This window comes from Pseudomonas marginalis (assembly GCF_008692035.1).
Lineage (GTDB): Bacteria > Pseudomonadota > Gammaproteobacteria > Pseudomonadales > Pseudomonadaceae > Aquipseudomonas > Aquipseudomonas marginalis.
The window spans coordinates 1,437,166-1,457,833 of the sequence record NZ_VTFG01000002.1; the positions used below are offsets into that span (position 1 = coordinate 1,437,166).

The 20,668-nt window shown below is 60.3% G+C and carries 24 protein-coding genes and 5 tRNA genes; 10 read left to right on the forward strand and 19 right to left on the reverse strand.

From position 1 onward, the window contains the following. Positions 1-242: 242 nt before the first annotated feature. Positions 243-1,091: a carboxylating nicotinate-nucleotide diphosphorylase gene (gene nadC, locus FX984_RS26815; RefSeq protein ID WP_146478164.1), complete on the forward strand. Its 849-nt coding sequence runs from the start codon at positions 243-245 to the stop codon at positions 1,089-1,091. An 82-nt stretch (positions 1,092-1,173) separates the two neighbouring features. Here the strand turns inward: nadC and FX984_RS26820 are convergent, their stop codons facing one another. The 4 genes from FX984_RS26820 to FX984_RS26835 form a co-directional block, all read right to left on the reverse strand. Next, positions 1,174-1,479, reverse strand: a complete 306-nt coding sequence (locus FX984_RS26820; protein ID WP_027604882.1) for a DUF6388 family protein — start codon at positions 1,477-1,479, stop codon at positions 1,174-1,176. Between the two features lie 150 nt (positions 1,480-1,629). After that, a tRNA-Thr gene (locus tag FX984_RS26825) sits at positions 1,630-1,702 on the reverse strand. A 48-nt stretch (positions 1,703-1,750) separates the two neighbouring features. After that, positions 1,751-3,151: an O-antigen ligase family protein gene (locus FX984_RS26830; protein WP_027604883.1), complete on the reverse strand. Its 1,401-nt coding sequence runs from the start codon at positions 3,149-3,151 to the stop codon at positions 1,751-1,753. A 35-nt stretch (positions 3,152-3,186) separates the two neighbouring features. Continuing rightward, positions 3,187-3,597: a pilin gene (locus tag FX984_RS26835; RefSeq protein ID WP_027604884.1), complete on the reverse strand. Its 411-nt coding sequence runs from the start codon at positions 3,595-3,597 to the stop codon at positions 3,187-3,189. A gap of 202 nt (positions 3,598-3,799) precedes the next feature. On the opposite strand from FX984_RS26835, the gene FX984_RS26840 reads away from it, so the two are divergent. Genes FX984_RS26840 through yacG form a run of 4 tightly spaced genes read left to right on the forward strand, consistent with a single transcriptional unit; the run spans position 3,800 to position 6,688 of the window. After that, positions 3,800-5,008 (forward strand): type II secretion system F family protein, encoded by a 1,209-nt coding sequence (locus tag FX984_RS26840; RefSeq protein ID WP_027604885.1) that lies wholly within the window; start codon positions 3,800-3,802, stop codon positions 5,006-5,008. Beyond that, complete coding sequence (locus FX984_RS26845; protein ID WP_092358808.1) at positions 5,005-5,871, forward strand: prepilin peptidase; 867 nt, start codon at positions 5,005-5,007, stop codon at positions 5,869-5,871. Before FX984_RS26840 ends, FX984_RS26845 begins: the two co-directional genes overlap by 4 nt. Continuing rightward, a complete protein-coding gene (gene coaE, locus FX984_RS26850; RefSeq protein ID WP_027604887.1) occupies positions 5,868-6,491 on the forward strand; it encodes a dephospho-CoA kinase in 624 nt (207 codons plus the stop codon). The genes FX984_RS26845 and coaE overlap by 4 nt, the downstream gene beginning before the upstream one ends. Further along, the gene (gene yacG / locus FX984_RS26855) at positions 6,488-6,688 is read left to right on the forward strand and encodes a DNA gyrase inhibitor YacG (RefSeq protein WP_027604888.1); all 201 of its coding nucleotides are present in this window, start codon (positions 6,488-6,490) and stop codon (positions 6,686-6,688) included. Before coaE ends, yacG begins: the two co-directional genes overlap by 4 nt. Here yacG and FX984_RS26860 read toward each other — a convergent pair. From FX984_RS26860 to FX984_RS26870, 3 genes are all read right to left on the reverse strand, one after another. Beyond that, entirely contained in the window at positions 6,685-6,900 is a 216-nt protein-coding gene (locus tag FX984_RS26860) for a hypothetical protein (RefSeq protein ID WP_003171680.1), read from the reverse strand. The genes yacG and FX984_RS26860 overlap by 4 nt on opposite strands. 75 nt (positions 6,901-6,975) lie before the next feature. Further along, complete coding sequence (locus tag FX984_RS26865; protein ID WP_146478162.1) at positions 6,976-7,665, reverse strand: energy-coupling factor ABC transporter permease; 690 nt, start codon at positions 7,663-7,665, stop codon at positions 6,976-6,978. Beyond that, positions 7,662-8,129, reverse strand: a complete 468-nt coding sequence (locus FX984_RS26870; RefSeq protein ID WP_027604890.1) for a hypothetical protein — start codon at positions 8,127-8,129, stop codon at positions 7,662-7,664. Before FX984_RS26870 ends, FX984_RS26865 begins: the two co-directional genes overlap by 4 nt. Positions 8,130-8,234: 105 nt before the next feature. Here FX984_RS26870 and FX984_RS26875 point away from each other — a divergent pair, with 105 nt between their 5' ends. The 3 genes from FX984_RS26875 to FX984_RS26885 are packed head-to-tail and all read left to right on the forward strand — an operon-like array spanning position 8,235 to position 10,450. Then, positions 8,235-8,864: a DUF1780 domain-containing protein gene (locus FX984_RS26875; RefSeq protein ID WP_027604891.1), complete on the forward strand. Its 630-nt coding sequence runs from the start codon at positions 8,235-8,237 to the stop codon at positions 8,862-8,864. A 53-nt stretch (positions 8,865-8,917) separates the two neighbouring features. Continuing rightward, the gene (locus FX984_RS26880) at positions 8,918-9,091 is read left to right on the forward strand and encodes a DUF3094 family protein (protein ID WP_043293437.1); all 174 of its coding nucleotides are present in this window, start codon (positions 8,918-8,920) and stop codon (positions 9,089-9,091) included. 60 nt (positions 9,092-9,151) lie between these two features. Next, entirely contained in the window at positions 9,152-10,450 is a 1,299-nt protein-coding gene (locus FX984_RS26885) for an NAD(P)/FAD-dependent oxidoreductase (RefSeq protein ID WP_098480392.1), read from the forward strand. A 128-nt stretch (positions 10,451-10,578) separates the two neighbouring features. Here the strand turns inward: FX984_RS26885 and FX984_RS26890 are convergent. The 7 genes from FX984_RS26890 to rluD all read right to left on the reverse strand — a co-directional run bounded on the left by FX984_RS26890 (position 10,579) and on the right by rluD (position 15,691). Continuing rightward, a tRNA-Pro gene (locus FX984_RS26890) sits at positions 10,579-10,655 on the reverse strand. Positions 10,656-10,749: 94 nt separating this feature from the next. After that, positions 10,750-10,825: transfer RNA gene (locus tag FX984_RS26895), tRNA-Lys, on the reverse strand. A gap of 5 nt (positions 10,826-10,830) precedes the next feature. Continuing rightward, positions 10,831-10,907 (reverse strand) — tRNA-Pro (locus tag FX984_RS26900). A 9-nt stretch (positions 10,908-10,916) separates the two neighbouring features. Continuing rightward, positions 10,917-10,992 (reverse strand) — tRNA-Asn (locus tag FX984_RS26905). 303 nt (positions 10,993-11,295) lie between these two features. Beyond that, positions 11,296-13,860: an ATP-dependent chaperone ClpB gene (clpB, locus tag FX984_RS26910; RefSeq protein ID WP_027606841.1), complete on the reverse strand. Its 2,565-nt coding sequence runs from the start codon at positions 13,858-13,860 to the stop codon at positions 11,296-11,298. 146 nt (positions 13,861-14,006) lie between these two features. Then, positions 14,007-14,732 carry a peptidoglycan editing factor PgeF gene (gene pgeF, locus FX984_RS26915; RefSeq protein ID WP_146478161.1) on the reverse strand — a complete coding sequence of 242 codons (726 nt, stop codon included), beginning with the start codon at positions 14,730-14,732 and terminating at the stop codon, positions 14,007-14,009. Further along, positions 14,729-15,691, reverse strand: coding sequence for a 23S rRNA pseudouridine(1911/1915/1917) synthase RluD (gene rluD, locus FX984_RS26920; protein WP_027606843.1), 963 nt, complete (start codon positions 15,689-15,691; stop codon positions 14,729-14,731). The genes pgeF and rluD overlap by 4 nt, the downstream gene beginning before the upstream one ends. Positions 15,692-15,840: 149 nt before the next feature. Here rluD and FX984_RS26925 point away from each other — a divergent pair, with 149 nt between their 5' ends. Continuing rightward, complete coding sequence (locus FX984_RS26925; protein WP_027606844.1) at positions 15,841-16,866, forward strand: outer membrane protein assembly factor BamD; 1,026 nt, start codon at positions 15,841-15,843, stop codon at positions 16,864-16,866. A gap of 125 nt (positions 16,867-16,991) precedes the next feature. Next, positions 16,992-17,225: a PP0621 family protein gene (locus FX984_RS26930; RefSeq protein WP_146478159.1), complete on the forward strand. Its 234-nt coding sequence runs from the start codon at positions 16,992-16,994 to the stop codon at positions 17,223-17,225. On the opposite strand, the gene thiO is transcribed toward FX984_RS26930, so the two are convergent. The 5 genes from thiO to pilV form a co-directional block, all read right to left on the reverse strand. After that, positions 17,212-18,321 carry a glycine oxidase ThiO gene (thiO, locus tag FX984_RS26935; protein WP_092358883.1) on the reverse strand — a complete coding sequence of 370 codons (1,110 nt, stop codon included), beginning with the start codon at positions 18,319-18,321 and terminating at the stop codon, positions 17,212-17,214. The two genes, FX984_RS26930 and thiO, sit on opposite strands and share 14 nt — an antisense overlap. A 62-nt stretch (positions 18,322-18,383) precedes the next feature. Continuing rightward, positions 18,384-18,785: a type IV pilin protein gene (locus tag FX984_RS26940; RefSeq protein WP_092358820.1), complete on the reverse strand. Its 402-nt coding sequence runs from the start codon at positions 18,783-18,785 to the stop codon at positions 18,384-18,386. An 11-nt stretch (positions 18,786-18,796) separates the two neighbouring features. Next, on the reverse strand, positions 18,797-19,327 hold the full coding sequence (locus FX984_RS26945; protein ID WP_092358885.1) for a PilX N-terminal domain-containing pilus assembly protein: 531 nt from the start codon (positions 19,325-19,327) through the stop codon (positions 18,797-18,799). A 7-nt stretch (positions 19,328-19,334) separates the two neighbouring features. Next, positions 19,335-20,036 carry a prepilin-type N-terminal cleavage/methylation domain-containing protein gene (locus FX984_RS26950; protein ID WP_027606849.1) on the reverse strand — a complete coding sequence of 234 codons (702 nt, stop codon included), beginning with the start codon at positions 20,034-20,036 and terminating at the stop codon, positions 19,335-19,337. Then, positions 20,033-20,518 (reverse strand): type IV pilus modification protein PilV, encoded by a 486-nt coding sequence (gene pilV, locus FX984_RS26955; RefSeq protein WP_092358824.1) that lies wholly within the window; start codon positions 20,516-20,518, stop codon positions 20,033-20,035. Before pilV ends, FX984_RS26950 begins: the two co-directional genes overlap by 4 nt. Between the last annotated feature and the right edge of the window lie 150 nt (positions 20,519-20,668).

Here is a 20,668-nt window from a genome sequence, read left to right on the forward strand (position 1 = left end):
TGGCCTCCTGAAACGGCGGTAAAGCGTTGGGGAAAGATCGGGTACAGGCCCAATAAGGCTGTGGATAACCGGTTATCACCAGGACGTCAAAGCTATGACGCCAATTGCAAGGCGCGAGATTATCTTGCAAATGAGTGCCGTTGCGCCAGCAAACTCTGACATTGCGCTGTAAATGAGTGGTGAGCCTGGGTTCAAACGCACGCTGCCCCTATAATCGGGACACTTTGTTTGTGGAGCCTGTTATGCCGAACCTCCGTCTTGCCGACCTCACCGCCGAAATCGAAGCCAACGTGCGCCGCGCGCTCCTGGAAGACATCGGCAGCGGCGACATCACCGCACAGTTGATTCCGGCCGAACGGCTGGCCACGGCCACCATCATTACCCGCGATGCCGCCGTCATCGCCGGCACTGCGTGGGTGGATGCCGTATTCCGCCAACTGGACCCACGGGTCGCCGTGCACTGGCAGGTGGCCGACGGCGAACGTGTCAGCCCCAACCAGGCACTGTTCCACCTGGAGGGGCCGGCGCGCTCGCTGCTCAGTGGCGAGCGCTCTGCCCTGAATTTCCTGCAGTTGCTGTCCGGAGTCGCCACCCGCGCCCGGTTCCTGGCGGATTTTGTCGCCAGCACCCAGGTCAAGCTGCTGGACACTCGAAAAACCCTGCCCGGCCTGCGCCTCGCGCAGAAGTACGCAGTGACCTGCGGTGGCTGCCACAACCACCGTATCGGTTTGTATGACGCGTTCCTGATCAAGGAAAACCACATCGCTGCCAGCGGCGGGATTGCCCAAGCCATCAGCGCCGCCCGCAAGATCGCACCCGGCAAGCCGGTGGAAATCGAAGTGGAGAGCCTGGACGAACTGCGCGAAGCGCTGGCAGCGGGCGCCGACATCGTCATGCTCGACGAATTGAGCCTGGAAGATATGCGTGAAGCCGTGCGCCTGAACGGCGGCAAGGCCAAGCTGGAAGCCAGCGGCGGGATCAATGAAAGCACCCTGCTGCCTATCGCGGAGACGGGGGTGGACTACATCTCCATTGGTGCGATGACCAAGGATGTGAAGGCGGTGGATTTGTCGATGCGCCTCAGTATCTGAGGAGAGGGCAAGCGGTGAGCTTCAAGCTGCAAGAGGGCTGCGTTCCAACTTGCAGCTTGCAGCTTGAAACTTGCAGCAGCGTCTAAACGACCAGGTCATTCATCTCGCAATACTCTTCCCATTCGACACCCAGCACCTCGGCCGCCTCTTTGTGCAAGGCCAGCCGTGCCGCTTCGAACTCTTCCGGCGTCGAGGTGTACTTGAGGGTCAGTTCCCAAGGCTGGAAGCCCTGGCTCTCGGCCTCGTCCTCAAACGCCCACTGGATCTGGTCGCGCTGATCATCGGCGCTCAGGTCCTTGATCTCTTCTTTAAGCTGCGGCGACTCCTCAAGGTATTTTTCGAGGGCTGCTTGATGCCGAACTTCCTGGGTCATTTCAGTCGTGGTCATGTCGTTCTCTTAGATCGAGGAATGGGGATGCATCTGGGTCATCAAGGTTGCGCAGATACAAAAGAGCCGGCACACGTGCCAACTCGTCTGGCCTTCAGAACCATTCTGGGATCATCTGAAAACATTGCCTTTGAAGCAGTATTGCCTTTTTGCCCGAGACAGGAATCGAACCTGCGACCTTCGCGTTACGAGTGCGCTGCTCTACTAACTGAGCTACACGGGCGGTGGGCTAAAGCTAGCACCGCATCGGGCGTCCGGCAACTTACGCCCTTCAACGGGCAATGACCCCCTGAGCCCAGAAGCGTGGTTGCAGGTAGTTACCTTTGCGGTCCTGGTACTGCTGCTGGGCTTGTTGGAGGTGAGGCACATCGCGCACCGCGATAAATACCAACAGACCAACGGCCAACACACCCAAGGCTTTCCATAGGTTCCGCGCCAACGGCAGCACAGCGCTTGCTGGCACGCGCAACTCATGCAGCGCCATCAGCCAGCCCACCACCAGCGCCAACCAGACCTGGGAGTTGGGCATCACGATCACGCCATCGACCATGGACTGCACCAGCGTCCCCACCAACGCCGCAAACAGGCACAAGCGCAGCAGGTCAACCCGCGCGGCGGACAGCGCTCGCTCGCGCAGCACAGCCAAGGTGGTCCAGCCGCCTCGCCATGCCAACACCGCCACGCACAGCGCCGAGGGCACACCCCATTCGCTGGCCCATTGCAGAATCGCCTGATGGGGATGAGCGGCAATCCTGTTGGCAATATCGGCAAAATGCATCGGCCCAAAACCAAGCCACGGGCGCTCGACAAGCATATGCCACGCCTGCCACCAGATCGGGCCCCGTCCCGACAGCGAGGTGGTGAGGCGATCTGCGGCATCACTGGTGAGTTCAATCCCCAGGTAACCCGCCAGCCCCGTGAATATCAGCCAATACAGCAACAGCCCAACCGACACCGCGACCAATTGCCAGCCCAGCCAGCGACGCCCCCATGGCCCAAGCAGCGCCAACACCACGCCCGCCACGCCCATGCCAAGCCAGGTACCCCGCGTACCGCCGCTGATTGCTATCAGCCACCAGACACACAGCAACGCAAACACCATCCCCCGCAAGGCGCGGGAGACATTGGGCATCAGCAAAGGCAGCGCCAGCAATGGCAAGGTAAATGTCTGAAACTGTCCGTAGAAACGCTTGTTGGAAAAGCCGGAGAGCAGTCGGTCAGGATCCAGCATGCGCTCGCCGCTGGTGAACGCCAGCGTACCGGCATACAGATACTGGAGCGACTTGATCAGGCACAGCAACACCACAACCAGGATCAGCACGCGATCCAGAGGCTCGCCGCCGTGACGACGAAGCAGGGCAAAGGCGACGGCAATCGCCGCGCAGCTGACAAACAGCGCCACTTCGGTGAGTGCCCACAGCGGCTGATGGGCCAGCGCCGAGGACAGCAGGCCCAGCACCACAACCAGCACAACGCCCCAGGCAGTGGGCCTGTCTACCCAAGGTTCAGTGGAGGTAACCGATAACCCATACAGCACCGCGCAAAACCCGATGGCAATTTGCATGACACGCTGTAGATCATGCCCGCCGAACGGTGCACAGATGCCGACACTCAACAGGCACACCGCTGCTACCAGGAAAACACCGCCTCGCTGCTGTACGGATAACACCATCGGCCACCTCTACTTCCCTGTGGATGGTTTAGCAGTTATGCGCCGTCGGCGCCGCAGCCCTTGCTGGCATATTTCGCTTCAGCGGTCGTCGCGCACTTCCAGCCGGCGGCGCTGCGGACCAGGGTGATGGTCTTGCCCAGCACCGGTGCCGGTGCGTCGAGTATTTCGCAGCTGATGGAGCCCGCCCCCGTGGCCACATCGCCTGCCACATCGATCTTGCAGTTGGCCGTAGGGCTGGTGCCGCCGATCAAGGCCACGGTAGGTACGGTGCCCTGGTTGATGGTGTCTTCGTAACCGGCCTTCAACGCGGCAATTTCAGCCAGGCCGGCAGTGAACTTGGCCTTCGCCTGGTGGGTGGTGTACATGGGCAGGCCGATGGTGGCCAAAATGCCGATGATTGCCACGACGATCAACAACTCGATCAAGGTAAAGCCTTTCTGACGTATCACATTCACTCTCCCGAATAGAACTCATGACAAGGCGCGTCCCGCACCCCGTTTTTGCAACGGCGCCAGTGTACTCACCCGCAAGCGGCCAATCGCGCTCAAGACGCACATTCTGACATTTTTATCCTGCGCCATCGGCATGCCCGAATCCGTCACCTGACTAAGCTATAAATCTTCGACAGCCTGTATGCGGAACCGCGACATGGACAACGCTTCAACGACTTACGCCTGGGAAGGCATCAACCGCAAAGGGCGCAGGGTGTCCGGGCAAACCAAGGGGCACAACGCAGCCCTGGTCAAGGCACAACTGCGCCAGCAAGGGATCAGCCCCGGTCGTGTGCGCAAGCAATCCCCGCTGCTGCCAAGCCTCACCCCATCAGTCAAAGCGGCTGACATCACGCTGTTCACGCGCCAACTGGCGACGCTGCTGAAGGCTGGGGTTCCACTCCTGCAAGCCTTCGACATCATCAGCGAAGGCGTCGACAATCGCGCTGTGCGTGAGCAGGTGCTGGGACTTAAACAGGCGATCGCCGCCGGCAGCAGCCTGGCTGAGGCATTTCGCAAACAACCGCGTTATTTCGATGCGCTGTACTGCAACCTGGTGGCCGCCGGCGAACAGGCCGGGGCGCTTGAGACACTGCTGGAAAGGGTGGCGATCCACCGGGAAAAGAGTGAACAGCTCAAGGCCAGGATCAAAAAGGCCATGACCTACCCCATTGCTGTCCTGGTGGTTGCCAGCCTGGTCACCGGCATACTGCTGGTCCACGTGGTACCGCAGTTCCAGGCCCTGTTCGCCGGAGTCGACGGCAAACTGCCCGCATTTACCTTGCACGTGATCGCCCTGTCGGCGTTCATGCAGCACGCATGGTGGATGCTGGTATTGGGCATAGTCGCGGGAGCCGCTGGGCTGCGCCAGGCCTATCGGGCTTCGTCGGGCTTTCGCTACTGGCTGGACACAGGTTTGTTGAAAGCGCCCCTGGCAGGCAAACTGCTGACAAAATCCGCCGTGGCCCGCTACGCCCGCACGCTCTCCACGACCTTCGCCGCCGGTGTTCCACTGGTCCAGGCATTGGATTCAGTCGCCGGCGCCGTGGGAAACGACCCGTTCAAACAGGCAATCGAACATATGCGTCACGATGTATCCAACGGCATGCAACTGAATCAATCCATGCTCAACAGCGGCCTGTTTCCCGGCATGGCGATCCAACTGACGGCGATCGGCGAAGAGTCGGGCACCCTGGAACACATGCTGGAAAAGGTCGCCAGCCACTATGAGACTGACGTGGACAACCAGGTCGACAACCTCACCAGCCTGATGGAGCCATTGATCATGGTGGTGCTGGGGGGCATCGTCGGTGCGCTGGTCATCGCCATGTACCTGCCGGTCTTCCAGCTGGGGAGTGCATTTTGAGCCTGCTGCTGAACGAGCACCCATTGGCCTTTGTCACCATCGCGCTGTTACTGGGGCTGATCGTCGGCAGTTTCCTCAACGTGCTGGTCTGGCGCCTGCCAAAAATGCTCGAACGGGAATGGCGTGCCCAGGCCCATGAAGTGCTCGGCTTGCCTGCCGAACCTGGCGGGCCGACCTACAACCTGATGCACCCCAACTCATGCTGCCCACACTGTGACCATCCCATCCGGCCGTGGGAAAATATCCCACTGCTCAGCTACCTGATGCTCAGGGGGCGCTGCGCCCATTGCCAGGGAGCCATCAGCCCCCGCTACCCTTTCACGGAACTCGCCTGTGGGTTGATCTCGGCCTGGGTTGCCTGGCATTTCGGCTTTGGCTGGCAGGCCGCAGCGGTGCTGGTGTTGAGTTGGGGGTTGCTGGCAATGAGCCTGATCGACGCAGACCACCAGTTGCTGCCTGATGTGCTGGTGCTGCCATTGCTGTGGCTGGGGCTGATCGTCAACAGCTTTGGATTACTGACGACATTACCCGACGCACTATGGGGCACCGTGATCGGCTACATGAGCCTGTGGAGCGTGTTCTGGCTGTTCAAGCTGGTCACCGGCAAAGACGGCATGGGCCACGGTGATTTCAAGTTACTGGCCTTGCTCGGCGCCTGGGGCGGCTGGCAGATATTGCCGATGACACTGTTGATGTCGTCGCTGGTGGGGGTGTTTGTCGGGTTGATCCTGATGCGCCTGCGCAAGACCCCGGCGTCCACGCCGATGCCGTTTGGTCCGTATCTGGCAATTGCCGGCTGGATTGCATTGCTCTGGGGTGGTCAAATAACCGACTTCTATTTGCAGTCTGTCGGTTTCAGATGACCACTCCTGTTGCAACACCTTGGATTCTCGGCCTCACCGGTGGCATCGGCAGCGGTAAAAGTGCGGCAGCCCAGCACTTTATCGACCTGGGCATTGACCTGGTGGACGCCGATCACGCCGCGCGCTGGGTGGTCGAACCCGGCCGGCCGGCGCTGGCCCGCATCGCCGAGCATTTTGGTGCCGGCGTATTGCAGCCTGACGGCCAGTTGGACCGCGCCGCGTTGCGCAAGCTGATCTTTGAGGTGCCCGAAGAGCGCCGCTGGCTGGAAGCCTTGCTGCACCCGTTGATTGGCGAGGAGATTCGCAGTCACCTGGCTCGCGCCCGCTCGCCTTACGCGATCCTGGTGTCCCCGCTGCTGATCGAATCCGGCCAGTACAGCATGACCCAGCGCATCCTGGTGATCGACGTGCCGCAATCGCTGCAGATTCAGCGTACCCTGCAGCGCGACGGCATCAGCGAACAACAGGTTCAGGCAATTCTCAAGGCACAGTCCAGCCGTGAAGACCGCCTGAACCATGCCGATGACGTGCTGGTCAATGACCAGGATCTCGCCTGGCTGCACAGCGAGGTCGAGCGACTGCACCACTTTTACCTTACTTTGCGTGGAGGCCGATCATGAGCCAACCCTTGACCGTCGACTGCCCAACCTGCGGTGCACCCGTGGAATGGAATGCAGCCAACCCCAACCGGCCGTTCTGCTCGGACCGTTGCAAGCTCATCGACCTGGGCGCGTGGGCCGCCGAGGAACACAAGATCCCCGTGGCGCCGGATGCCGAAGACGAGCTGTTTTCCGAAGACTTGCCGCCGCGCCACTAAGGCCGCATAAAGGCGTATTCCTGCTGGTCGTCGAGGTTTTCTGCGAGGTATTGCAGCTCGTCGGCCAGGTCTTCGAAGCTGCGTACGCCCTTGCTCTGCTGCACCACCGCGCTGAGCATGGCGCGCAGGGTCAAGCCCGGGTCGAAACCGATTTCCTGTGCCGCATCCTGGCTCCTGCGCAACTCCTGCCGTGCCCACTCGTACACACTCATGATTCGTGCTCCCGCCTTGCCTAGGAAAATTTCGCAGAGCATGGGCCTGCTCGGCTGCGCGGGATTTGATCTGGGTCAACGCTGCGATTCGTCATCCTTCCAGGGCGCCGAGAGGTAGCGTGTGCGGTTGAATGTCTCCAGCCATTCCGGACAAAACACCACCAGGGCGCTGATCACCATGCCGTTGATAAAGGCTTCGGGGAAGATGATCAGCCACAGGTAGCCGACGAAATCCTCCAGCCATTCAGGCATGGCAAAACGACCGTCGAACCACAGCAACCCCAGCCCCAGCAGCAGGCAAAACAAGGCCGACAACGCGGCAGCAAAAAAACCGGAGCAAAAGATATACACGAAGGGATTGCGCGGCTGCGCTCGCTCGACCACAAGCGCACAGCCTTCGGTGACCAGCACCGGCAGCACGATCAGCAGCAGGCCGTTGACGCCAAGGGCTGCCAGGTCCTGGCGCCCAAGCAGCATTAACCCGAACTGGGCGGCAAAACCACCGACTATGGCCAGGGGCCAATCCAACAGCAGGGTTACGGCGGTCATACCGATAAAGTGGTAGGACACACCGGTGTCGAAATCCCGTCTTACCAGCCACAACATGAACAGCGCGAACACCGTACCGAACAGCAAATGCTGGCGCCGCCGGTCGGCAAACAACTCGACCCAGGGCGAACGCAGGATCGCCCACAGCAGTACCGGTGCATACGACAGCCAGCCGATGCCGAGGGTTGTGGGCGCCAGCACTGCGGCACTGATCACGGCTTCACCTGCTCCAGGGCCTGGCGCAATTCGACAGCGGTGCCGTATTCATGTTGGGAAACCAACTTACCGTTATCCAACTGCAGCCACAGCACTTTATCCGCCGCCGCGGGATAACGCGGGGCGATACGTGCGTCACGGTCCAGCATGACGCGGTAGTTGTAGGATTGCATGGCCGGTACCGCGAACAGTTTGGCGATCAGTCGAGGCATGCGCTGGATGTCAGCGACGAACACCGCATGCCGCGCTTCGAGGTAGCCTGCAGGTTGGCCTTGCAGCGCCGCGTCGACCAGCTTGGCCGCGTCCATGCTGCGCGCCACCAACAGAATCCGTGCCTGGTTATCGAGGGTATAGGCTTGGTCGAATTGATCGAGCAAGGTCCAGGGAGCGAGGCGTTCGCCCACTTCAACAGCCTGTGCCCATACCGGCAAAAGACTCAGCAACATCACCACCAGACACTTCACCGCACGCTCCTCATAAGGGGGTAATTACGCTTGAAAGGCCAGTCTACACCCTGGCTTTTGCAGCAGGACTTCCTGCGGTCATCATTTGGACGCTAAGCTGCAGGCATGGATGACTCAGATTATTTGCGCCTGCTCACCGTAGCAGCCGAACAAGCCAATGCGTTCCTGTCCAATGCCCGCAAATGGGAGCGTGAGCGTTGGGTCTGCCAGCGCCTGTTGCAAGGCTTGAATGTGCCCTACCGCGCCGAAGAGTTTCACCCCGCCGGGCAAGAACCACCCGACGTGCTGTTTCGCGATGCCAGTTTCGAGGTGTTTTTCGTACTCGATGAAGGGCGCCGCCTGAACGACGAATGGCGTGACGAGCTGTTGCGTCGACGCAGTGCATTCTCCCTGAGCCAGCTGGTGCGGCGCGAAGCCAAGCCGCGGCGCATCCCCGCCCATGAATTCCTGCTGCGCCTGGCGCCCACGTTGCGCAAGAAGGCCCACAACTACAAAGAGCGCGGGATGGACCTGGGCGAATTGGATATCGTCGCGTTCACCAGCCTCAAGCGCGAAGTGCTCGACCTCAACAGCCACTTCCCCCCACCCACCGAATACTTGCGCCAGGGCTGGCGCTCGCTGTCGCTGGTGGGGCCGACGTTTGCCCGGGTGCTGTTCGCCCACCCGGACGCGCCGGATTTCTTGCGCAACAACCTGGGGCGCAGCATAGTGTTCGATGTGGGCATCAGCCTCTGATCCCCCACTGTAACGTGGCGCCCTTTTGCAACGTCTACCTGACGAGGCCTTATATGACCAGCCGCCTGAACCCCGACGACCAACAGCATGTCGAAGAGTACCTGCAACTCTCCCAGAACCGAGTCGAGCGCAGGCCTTTCCGGCCGTGGCTGCTCCTTGGTGTGGTGCTGGTGGTGGTGATCGGGCTCGGCCTGCTCAGCCGCCTTTTGAGTTACCTGACGCTATGAGCTGCCTTGCGCTCGCGAGGGTAACTGCTCCGATTTCCTTTAGCCTTGCGAGATACCCCCATGACCCATCGTATTATTATCGTCGGCGGCGGCGCCGGCGGCCTGGAGTTGGCTACCCGCCTGGGTAAGACTCTGGGCAAGCGCGGCACCGCCAGCATCACGCTGGTGGACGCCAACCTCACCCATATCTGGAAGCCTCTGCTGCACGAAGTCGCAGCCGGCTCACTCAACTCTTCGGAAGACGAACTCAATTACGTCGCCCAGGCCAAATGGAACCACTTCGAGTTCCAACTGGGGCGCATGAGCGGGCTCGACCGTGAGCAGAAGAAAATCCAGCTGGCCGCCACCCTCGACGAAGAAGGCCGCGAGCTGGTGCCCGCGCGCGTGCTGGGCTATGACAGCCTGGTGATTGCGGTGGGCAGCACCACCAATGATTTCGGCACCGAGGGCGCGGCGCAGCACTGCCTGTTCCTCGATACCCGCAAGCAGGCCGAGCGTTTCCACCAACAGCTGCTCAACCACTATCTGCGCGCCCATGCCGGGCAGACCGATGTGGTGGAAAAGATCAGCGTCGCCATCGTCGGTGCGGGTGCAACGGGCGTCGAGCTGGCCGCAGAACTGCATAATGCGGCCCACGAGCTGGCTGCGTACGGCCTGGACCGCATCAAGCCGGAAAACATGCACATTACCCTGATCGAAGCCGGCCCTCGTGTACTGCCTGCCTTGCCGGAGCGGATTGGCGGGCCTGTGCATAAAACCCTGGAGAAGCTCGGGGTGACGGTGCTGACTAACTCAGCGGTCAGCGAAGTGACCGCCGACGCATTGATCACCAGCAGTGGCCAGATGATCCCTGCCAGCCTCAAGGTATGGGCCGCCGGGATTCGTGCCCCGGCTTTCCTCAAGGACATCGATGGCCTGGAAACCAACCGCATCAATCAACTGCAAGTGCTGCCGACGCTGCAAACCACCCGCGATGAAAACATCTTCGCCTTTGGCGACTGCGCCGCCTGCCCGCAACCGGGCACCGACCGCAATGTGCCGCCACGGGCCCAGGCCGCGCACCAACAGGCCTCGTTGCTGGCCAAGTCATTGAGACTGCGTATCGAGGGCAAAGACCTGCCGGCGTACAAGTACACCGACTATGGGTCGCTGATCTCGCTGTCGCGGTTCTCGGCGGTGGGTAACCTGATGGGCAACCTGACCGGCAGCGTGATGCTGGAGGGTTGGCTGGCGCGGATGTTCTATGTGTCGCTGTACCGCATGCACCAGATGGCGCTGTATGGCTTCTTCCGCACGGCGATGCTGATGCTGGGCAGCAAGATTGGACGCGGGACTGAACCGCGCCTGAAGCTTCACTAACAACAGGGTCCCTTGCGGGACTGGCCAATGTGGGAGGCTTGCTCCCTCCCACATTGGTTGTGTGTTGGACTTGAGATAATTCCAGGCAAAAAAAATCCCCGTATCTTTCGATACGAGGATTTTTAATATGGTCGGGGTAAGGGGATTCGAACTCCTGACATCCTGCTCCCAAAGCAGGCGCGCTACCGGACTGCGCTATACCCCGGTAAAAAAAAGGCGACCTTTCAGTCGCCTTCTTCGATCAGCGCTTTTGGCCTCTGATCTTAAGATTCGATTCCAGCGTTAACTGGTCTCAAAAATGGTGGGTCGTGTGGGATTCGAACCTACGACCAATTGGTTAAAAGCCAACTGCTCTACCAACTGAGCTAACGACCCAAATATGGTCGGGGTAGGGGGATTCGAACTCCCGACATCCTGCTCCCAAAGCAGGCGCGCTACCGGACTGCGCTATACCCCGGTTTGAAATTGGCTCCGTGACCAGGACTCGAACCTGGGACCCAATGATTAACAGTCATTTGCTCTACCGACTGAGCTATCACGGAACTACATATTTCAAAGTACAACTTTTACTGCTGTGTAACCTTCTCTTCGACCCTGTCCGTATCGCTACGTTAGCGTCTCTGAGGCGCGCTATTCTACAATCTTAAAAACCCCTGTCAACCCTTTAAATTGCTTTTAAGACAATGATTTGCGCTTCTTTCTGATTTCTTCTTGGGGAGAAGAAACCCGTGGGCTGACGTTGCTGCGGGGCGCACTTTACAAGCCTTTGCCTTACAGTTCAACGCCCTATCGAAAAAAAAGGCCCTGGGATGCAGGGCCTTCTCTTATTGCAGTGCAATCCGGGCTCAGTGGAAGACGATTTCGTCGTTCTCCACAGTCGCCTCGACGCTGGTGCCCGGCATAAAGCTGCCCGACAGGATCAACTGCGCCAGCGGGTTCTCGATCCAGCGCTGGATCGCACGTTTCAAAGGCCGTGCACCATACACCGGGTCGTAACCGACCGCGATCAGCTTGTCCAACGCCTCGCGGCTCAGTTCCAGCGACAACTCGCGTTCCGCCAGGCGACCGCGCAGACGCCCCAGCTGGATCTCGGTGATGCCCGCGATCTGATCCCGCGCCAATGGCTCGAAGATCACCACTTCGTCGACCCGGTTGATGAATTCCGGACGGAAGTGCGTGGTCAACGCATCCATTACAGCAGCGCGCTGGGCCTCACGATCACCTACCAGTTCCTGGATCTGCGCCGAGCCCAGGTTGGAGGTCATGACGATCACCGTGTTGCGGAAGTCCACAGTGCGCCCGTGGCTGTCCGTGAGTCGTCCATCTTCCAACACTTGCAGCAAGATATTGAACACGTCCGGGTGAGCCTTCTCCACCTCATCCAGCAGGATCACCGAGTAAGGCTTACGCCGCACGGCCTCGGTCAGGTAACCGCCCTCCTCGTAGCCCACATAGCCTGGTGGAGCCCCGATCAGGCGAGCCACCGAATGTTTCTCCATGAACTCGGACATGTCGATCCGTACCATGGCCTCTTCAGTATCAAAGAGGAACTCGGCCAGGGCCTTGCACAGCTCGGTCTTACCCACACCGGTCGGGCCGAGGAACATGAACGAGCCGCTCGGACGGTTCGGGTCGGACAAGCCGGCGCGGGAACGCCGTACCGCGTTGGACACCGCCACGACGGCCTCTTCCTGGCCGATCACGCGCTGGTGCAACAGGTGCTCCATCTTCAGCAGCTTGTCACGCTCGCCTTCAAGCATTTTCGACACCGGGATGCCGGTCCACTTGGACACGACTTCGGCGATTTCTTCCTCGGTCACCTTGCTGCGCAACAGCTGATTTTCAGCCTTACCGTGCTGGTCGACCATTTGCAGGCTGCGTTCCAGGTCCGGGATCACCCCGTACTGCAACTCGGCCATGCGGTTCAGGTCGCCTTTACGACGTGCGGCTTCCAGCTCCTGGCGCGACTGCTCGATCTTTTGCTGGATCTGCGCAGAGCCCTGTACTTCGGCTTTTTCCGAGGTCCAGATTTCTTCGAGGTCAGAATACTCGCGCTCCAGGCGGACGATTTCTTCCTGAAGTTTCTCCAGGCGTTTCTTGGCCGCGTCGTCCTCTTCTTTCTTAAGTGCCTGGGATTCGACTTTCAGTTGAATCAGGCGACGATCCAGGCGGTCGAGCACTTCCGGCTTGGAGTCGATCTCCATGCGAATGCGGCTGGCCGCTTCGTCGATCAAGTCGATGGCCTTGTCCGGCAATTGACGGTCGGTAATGTAGCGATGGCTCAACTTGGCCGCCGCAATGATCGCACCGTCGGTGATCGCCACTTTATGGTGGACCTCGTAGCGCTCTTTCAGGCCCCGCAGGATCGCGATGGTGTCCTCTTCGCTCGGTTCTTCCACCAGGACTTTCTGGAAACGCCGCTCAAGGGCCGCATCTTTCTCAATGTACTGGCGATATTCGTTAAGCGTAGTAGCACCGACACAATGCAACTCACCCCGCGCCAAGGCGGGCTTGAGCATGTTGCCAGCATCCATGGAGCCCTCGCCTTTACCGGCGCCGACCATGGTGTGCAGTTCGTCGATAAACAGAATGATCTGCCCTTCCTGCTTCGACAGTTCATTAAGCAGGGATTTCAGGCGCTCTTCGAATTCACCGCGGAACTTGGCACCGGCGATCAATGACCCCATATCCAGGGACAGCAGGCGCTTGCCTTTAAGGCCGTCCGGCACTTCACCATTGATGATGCGTTGGGCCAGGCCTTCGGCAATCGCGGTTTTACCCACGCCAGGTTCACCGATCAACACCGGGTTGTTCTTGGTGCGACGCTGCAGAACCTGGATGGTGCGACGAATTTCATCGTCACGGCCGATCACCGGGTCAAGCTTGCCCTCTTCGGCACGCTTGGTCAGGTCGACGGTGTACTTGTCCAGGGCCTGGCGCGACTCCTCGTGGTTAGGGTCATTAACCGCATCACCGCCACGCAGGTTGTTGATGGCGTTTTCCAGGGCTTTCTTGCTGACACCCTGGCCAAGCAACAACTTGCCAAGCTTGCTGTTCTCGTCCATGGCGGCGAGCAGCACCAGTTCGCTGGAGATGAACTGGTCACCCTTCTGCTGGGCCAGGCGGTCGGCCTGGTTAAGCAGGCGCGCCAGATCCTGCGACATATTCACGTCGCCGGTAGGGTTTTGGATTTTCGGCAGTTGGTCGAGCTCTTTGCTCAACTCCTTGCGCAGGCTGTTGACATCAAAGCCCACCTGCATCAGCAAGGGCTTGATAGAACCACCTTGCTGTTCCAGGAGTGCCTGCATCAAGTGCGCAGGCTCGATGGCCGGGTGGTCAAGACCCACCGCCAAGGATTGGGAGTCCGATAAGGCCAACTGCAATTTGCTGGTTAAACGATCAATACGCATTAGTCACCTTCCTTTTGAGCAGGCCGGAGCTATAAAACATCCTGAATGAAGAAACCTGCCAGATACCCTTATAGATGGGGTGGATTCTGGAAGATTCAAGCGAGCGGCGGTTGATATGGATCAGCGTTGACCCAGATCAGCAGAGTCTAGCGCTCAAGCCAGATAAGGGAGGCAAAACGTCCGGTGCGGGGGCTGCGCCGGTACGAAAAGAAGCGCGGGTCGGTCACGGTGCAGAAGCCACCACCATAAACCGCGGTGACGCCCCGCGCAGCAAGGCGCAGGCGGGCCAACAGATAGATGTCGGCCATGAATTTGCCGGGATTGCGGCTTGGTACAAAGGCTTCGGCAGTTGTCGGCAGGTGCTGCATGAAGGCTTCACGCACTTCAGGGCCAACCTCAAAGGCTTGCGGGCCAATCGCCGGGCCCAGCCATACCAGGATGTCCGAAGGCTCTGCATCGAGGCTTTCGAAGGCCGCTTCCAGCACACCCGCCGCCAGCCCACGCCAACCGGCATGGGCCGCAGCCACACGAGTGCCGGCACGGTTGCAGAACAACGCAGGCAGGCAATCGGCGGTCATCGCGGTGCAGGCGATGCCGGGGGTGCTGCTCCAACTGCCGTCGGCTTCGGCGGTGCGGCCAGGGTCGGCCTCGACCACATCCACGCCATGGACCTGGCGCAGCCAGGCCGGCTGAATATCAAAGGCTTCGGTAAGGCGACGGCGATTCTCAAGGACGGCCTCAAGACTGTCCTCAACGTGATCGCCCAGGTTAAGGCTGTCGAACGGCGCCTGGCTGACGCCGCCCGCTCGGGTAGTCACACAGGCTTTCACCCCGACAGGCGCGGGCCAGTCAGGAATCAGCCAGTCATTCATCCGACAAACGCCTCGCGATCCTGCTTGAGCAGCGACAGCAACCAGACAAAATCGTCTGGAAGTGGCGATTCCCAGCTCATGCGCTTACCGCTCGTCGGATGGTCCAGCTCCAGGAAACGTGCATGCAAGGCCTGGCGCGGGAATGTCTTGAGCGATTCGACCATGGTCTGGCTCGCCGCAGGCGGAATGCGGAAGCGGCCGCCATAGGCCGGATCGCCCACCAACGGGAAGTTGATGTGGGCCATATGCACGCGAATCTGGTGGGTACGACCAGTTTCCAGCTTGACCCGCACATGGGTGTGGGAACGGAAACGCTCCAGCACGCGGTAGTGGCTCACCGCCTGCTTGCCGCCTTCCATCACCGCCATACGCTGGCGCTGCTGGCCGTGGCGACCGATCGGGGCGTTGATCTTGCCACCCGCCACGACCACGCCGATCACGATGCACTCGTAGATACGGCTGACGCTACGGCTCTGCAATTGCGTAACCAGTTGCGTCTGCGCCTGAATGGTCTTGGCCACCACCATCAAGCCAGTGGTGTCCTTGTCCAGACGGTGCACGATGCCGCAACGCGGCACGTTGACGATGTCGGGGATGTGGTGCAACAGGGCATTGAGCAAGGTGCCATCAGCGTGCCCGGCCGCCGGGTGAACCACCAGGCCTGCGGGTTTGTTGATGACCAGGATGTCGTCGTCTTCATAGACGATATCCAGCTCGATGTCCTGGGCGACCCATTCTCCCTGGGCTTCCTGCTCGGCAGTCAGCTCAAGAATCGCACCGCCATGGACTATGTCTCGCGGGCGGATAACCGCTCCATCCACAGTCAGGCGGCCGTCTTTGATCCAGGCGGAAAGGCGCGAGCGCGAGTGCTCAGCGAATAATTGTGCGGCGACTTGATCGAGGCGTTGGCCGCCCAATTCGGACGGCACCTCTGCGCGAAGTTCAATTTTATCGGACATGCTCAGACTAGGCGTGGCACAGCCTTTGGTTTCGGCTGCGCGCTTGTGGTTAAATACGGCGTCTTTTGCCCCGAGGCTTTCAACGGGGCGCTCATCATAACAGGACGGCCCCGCCCAAGACAGCGGCCGTCATAGGGACGCAAGCCGCCATGCAAGTGAAACACCTGCTGCTGATCGCCATCCTCGCCATGACTGCTGCTTGCTCGTCAACAAAGGAAGTCGTCGACGAAAACCTGAGCGAAGTCGAGCTGTACCAACTGGCACAGAAAGACTTGGACAATAATAGCTACACCAGCGCCACAGCGAAGCTGAAGGCCCTGGAGTCGCGCTATCCGTTCGGGCGCTACGCCGACCAGGCCCAGCTTGAGCTGATCTACGCCAACTACAAGAACGCCGAGCCGGAGGCTGCCAAGTCCGCCGCCGAGCGCTTCATCCGCCTGCACCCGCAACACCCGAACGTGGACTACGCCTACTACATGAAGGGCCTGACCTCGTTCGACCAGGATGTTGGCCTGCTGGCGCGCTTCCTGCCGCTGGACATGACCAAGCGAGACCCAGGCGCCGCTCGCGACTCCTACAACGAGTTCGCCCAGTTGACCAGCCGCTACCCAAACAGCCGCTACGCGCCGGACGCCAAGCAGCGCATGATCTACCTGCGTAACCTGCTGGCTTCCTACGAAATCCATGTAGCCCACTACTACCTGACCCGCCAGGCGTATGTAGCTGCCGCCAACCGTGGTCGTTATGTGGTGGAAAACTTCCAGGAAACCCCTTCCGTGGGTGACGGCCTGGCGGTGATGACCGAGGCTTACCAACGTCTGCACCTGGACGACCTGGCCAGCACCAGCCTGGAAACCCTGAAGCTCAACTACCCTGATCACCCGAGCCTGAAAGACGGCCAGTTCGTGCCTCAGGTTGCCGAAGCGGACAACCGCTCGTGGCTGAGCAAGTACACCCTGGGCCTGATCGAGTCGCGGCCGCCGTTGCCGCCGGGCGAAACTCGCGCCAACCAGGACGTGATCAAGCAGTTCCAGGATGCCAAGGAAGCCATTCCTTCGGACCTCAAGCCGCACGATGAGAACGGCGACGTGATCGAAGAAGAAGAGCCGCAGGCCCTGGGCAACAACCAGGACCGCTCGTGGTTCAGCTACATGACCTTCGGTGTGTTCGACTGAGCCTGTCGACGCAACGCAAAAAGGAGCCTTTCGGGGCTCCTTTTTTATGGGCAAGGATTATTGCGCTGTGCGCCTGCCACGTCCTTGGCTAAACTGGCGCATTCCTTATCGAGAAACCGCCCATCATGCTTCGTCTTCTGTTCTGGATTGCCGTTATTGCTGCCGCGGTATGGTTCTGGCGCAAATTCAAAAGCCCGACCGCCAGGCAGCAACGCACCAGCGAGCCCGGCGCTGCGTTGATGGTGCGCTGCGCACACTGCGGCGTGCACTTGCCACAGGATCGCGCCCTGAGTTCGCACCAGGAGTGGTATTGCACCCAGGCGCATCTGGAGCAAGGACCGAAGTCTATCCAGCGTTGATCCGACCTTCGGGGGCATAGGGTGCCGGATCGATGATCGGCGCACGCTCCAGTAGCAAATCGACAAATAACTGGCACGATGCCGGCGCCAGGACCAACCCGTTGCGGTAATGCCCGCAGTTGAGCCACAGCCCGTTGAAGCCGGGTACCCGACCGATATAGGGGATCCCCTCCGGCGAGCCGGGCCGCAAGCCGGCCCAATGCCCCACCACTTCGGCGTCGGCCAGGGCGGGAATCAGTTCCACAGCCGAAGCCTTGAGGCTTTCCAGCGCGGTGTCGGTTGGCGTCTTGTCGAACCCCTCATGTTCCAGCGTGCTGCCGATGAGGATGTGCCCATCGCGCCGAGGGATCGCATAACGCCCTTTGGCCAGGACCATGCTCGACAGGAAGTCCGACGCGCATTTGTACAAAATCATCTGCCCCTTGACCGGCTCTACCGGCAGCGCCAAGCCCAGTGTGCCGAGCAACTCGCCGCTCCACGCCCCCGCGGCAAGCACCACCTGATCCCCCAGAATCGGCCCCTCTGCCGTATCCACGCCCACTACGTTGCCGCCATCCAGAACAAAACCGGTCACTGCGCACTGTTCGTGAACGGTCACGGCAGGCAGGGCCAATAGCGCGGCCTTCAGGGATTTGACCAGGCGCGGGTTGCGCACGTTGGCCACGTTGGCCATATAGATCGCCTGGGAATACCCGCCACCCAAGACAGGAACCGCATCATGGGCGGCAGACACATCGACCTTGCTCAAAGGCCGCCCTTCACGAGCAGCCCAGTCCAGCGCCTCGGCTTCATCGTCCAGGTCCAGCCAGTACAACCCCGTGGTATGGACCTCCGGATCGACACCGGTAGCGGCAAACAGCCGCTCAGCCAGTTGCGGATAAAAATCCTGGGACCAATGGGCCAACGCTGTGACCGCCGGGCTATAGCGCCACGGATACAGTGGCGAAACAATGCCTCCGCCCGCCCATGACGACTCCTGCCCCACACCGGCACGCTCCAGCAGGATCACAGCCTGCCCCTGGGTTGCCAGATTGAACGCCGTCAACAAGCCGATGACTCCGCCACCGACAATCACCACTTGCTGTTGCTTAGCCATCATTTGATCCAGTCGATAAATAGGAATAAACGCGCCCGGCGCCCAATCATCCAGCACCCTCATCATTGCCCCCAGCATGTCTGGCGCGACATTTCAGGTGCCGCCCCCGGATTGCCACGCGCACCGCTGCTGTCCAGGCTGAAGTCACCGCAAGGGTCGCCGGCCATCAACGAATCGGCGCCCGGTGTAGCAACCAGGTAGAAATCCTGAGGGTTCAACGCTGCGGTGATTCTATAGCGATCATTGCCCGTACTGACGCCGCTTGCGTCAATAAAAGTGCCGTTCCTCATATGAAACCGCTCCAGGTGCTGAGCCTGCTCGGTCAACAGCGCGACGATTTCCGCGCGATAGACCTTTTTCACATGGCCGGTGTACCCGGGGTAAGCGATTCCGGCCAGAAACGCGATGATCGCCACGGCGATCAATAGCTCGATCAGGGTAAAACCCTGGCTGTCCATGCCCATTCCATTGCTCCTTATTGAAGTTGCCGCCACGAAACCCGCCGAAACCGCGAGCCGCTCTCGTCCTCCACCCGCGCATATACGCTCTCCAATACGGTGCGCGATTGACCACTGAGCCCGACCGCTGTTACCCGGTACAACGTCGCCAGGGCTTGCGGCGGCACATGCGGCAGCCCTGCACCAGGCCCCAGGGACTGAATACCGTACAGCCCACCCTTGATGGCAACCCAGTTAACCGATGACACAGGATGGGGACCGGCACCCACCACCGAAAACGCTTCATCCGGTGGCCCGCAGGCAGCGATCGACTGGCACTGCGGCAAGGCCGCGCCCTTTCGCCTCACACCTTGCTCGCCCAGCCTCAAACCACTTTCTGCGGTTTGCAGCGACTGGTTGCGGTGCCACAGGCTACCGGTGATCTTTTGCTGGGTGACCGCCCCCTGTATCGAAGACAGGCCGATCAACGACAACAGCAGCAAAAATACCAGGCTTATCAGCAGAACCATCCCCCCCTGCCGCGAAGAAACACCCCCAGCAAACACCATGGTCGCCCTAGCCCACACGGTTTCGCAGCGCCGCCACGACGCTGTAGGTTTGATCTTTTACCCGCCCCGTCGGGTCTTGCAGCGTCATGCGGATGCGCACACTGCGGATCAAGGATTCATCGGTCGGGATAGCGTCATAACGCACAACCCGAACTGACGCCGGGCTGGCAGCCACGCCGAAACTGACATCGAAAGCCCGTACGTTATCCACCAACACAGCCCTGGCCGGCGAGGAAAGCGTGCTGACCTTCAACTGGCCCACCTCGAAGGTGTAGGTCAGTTGCCGAATCGCAAAACGAATCTGCCCGGGAGCAGGCGCAGGTGAGCTGCCTGAATAGGCTTGGGCGCCAGCAGTGCAGTCGGAGAGCACCGTCCAGTCAGGCCTGCCGCCGCCCACATCGGCAGTGACCAGCGTCAGCGACTTTGAACTGCCCCCGGCATTCCAGCTGACCGGCCTTTCAAAGGCTGGCGGGGCATTCTCGATAAAGGCCGGCGCCAAACAGCCAAACATGCCCGCCTGGCGAATGTCCCGGATCATCTTGCCGAGCACAAACCGCGCATCATCCTGCAGCAACATGGCCGCCTGCTGGCTGGCGTGGGTCGCTCGGGAATTGATCAGCACCTGGCTCCCGCCAAGCACCAGCACCAAACCGACGGCCAGGGCCAGCAACAATTCCACCAGGCTGAAACCTCTAACCCGATGCCTCATTGCATCACCCCCGGCTCATTGTCGATGCGACTGGTCAGGGTGAAGGTTTCCCGCGCGCCAGGCGTGTTTGCACCCCGGCTGTCATCCCAACTGATACTGACAGTCACTTCATCTGCACTGACCGCCACGGAGCCTTTGCCGCTCTCCCCGGCAAAACCGCGAATATTGGCCTCGAAATCATGCAGGTCCACGTCACGCACGCTGGTGGTCGCGGTACTGGCCGGCGCTCGAGCGCCACGACGCAACGAATAGTCGGCACCGGAATTGGCACGGATTCGGTCGAGCATATCGTAGGCGATGAAACTGGCCTGGCTGGTCATCCTCGAACTGTCGGTGTACTTGAGGGCGTTGAGCTGCAGCATCACTGCACCTAACAGCCCGACGGCGAGAATCAGCACCGCCACCAGCACTTCAATCAATGTCATGCCGATTTGGCACCGAGGAAAAGTCAGGAAGAAACAGGTTTTCAGGCAGGCAGGCATTACCGTCGTCATCCGTGTCGAGGGCCGAAAAAAGCAGGAAAACCCTGCTGTGCCCCCCAAGACTAGCGTCGGTTTTTCGCCGGCGCTGGCTACGGAACAAAGGGAAATACTTTGGACATAAAGGCCATCATTCGACACTCCGAGCCGGAC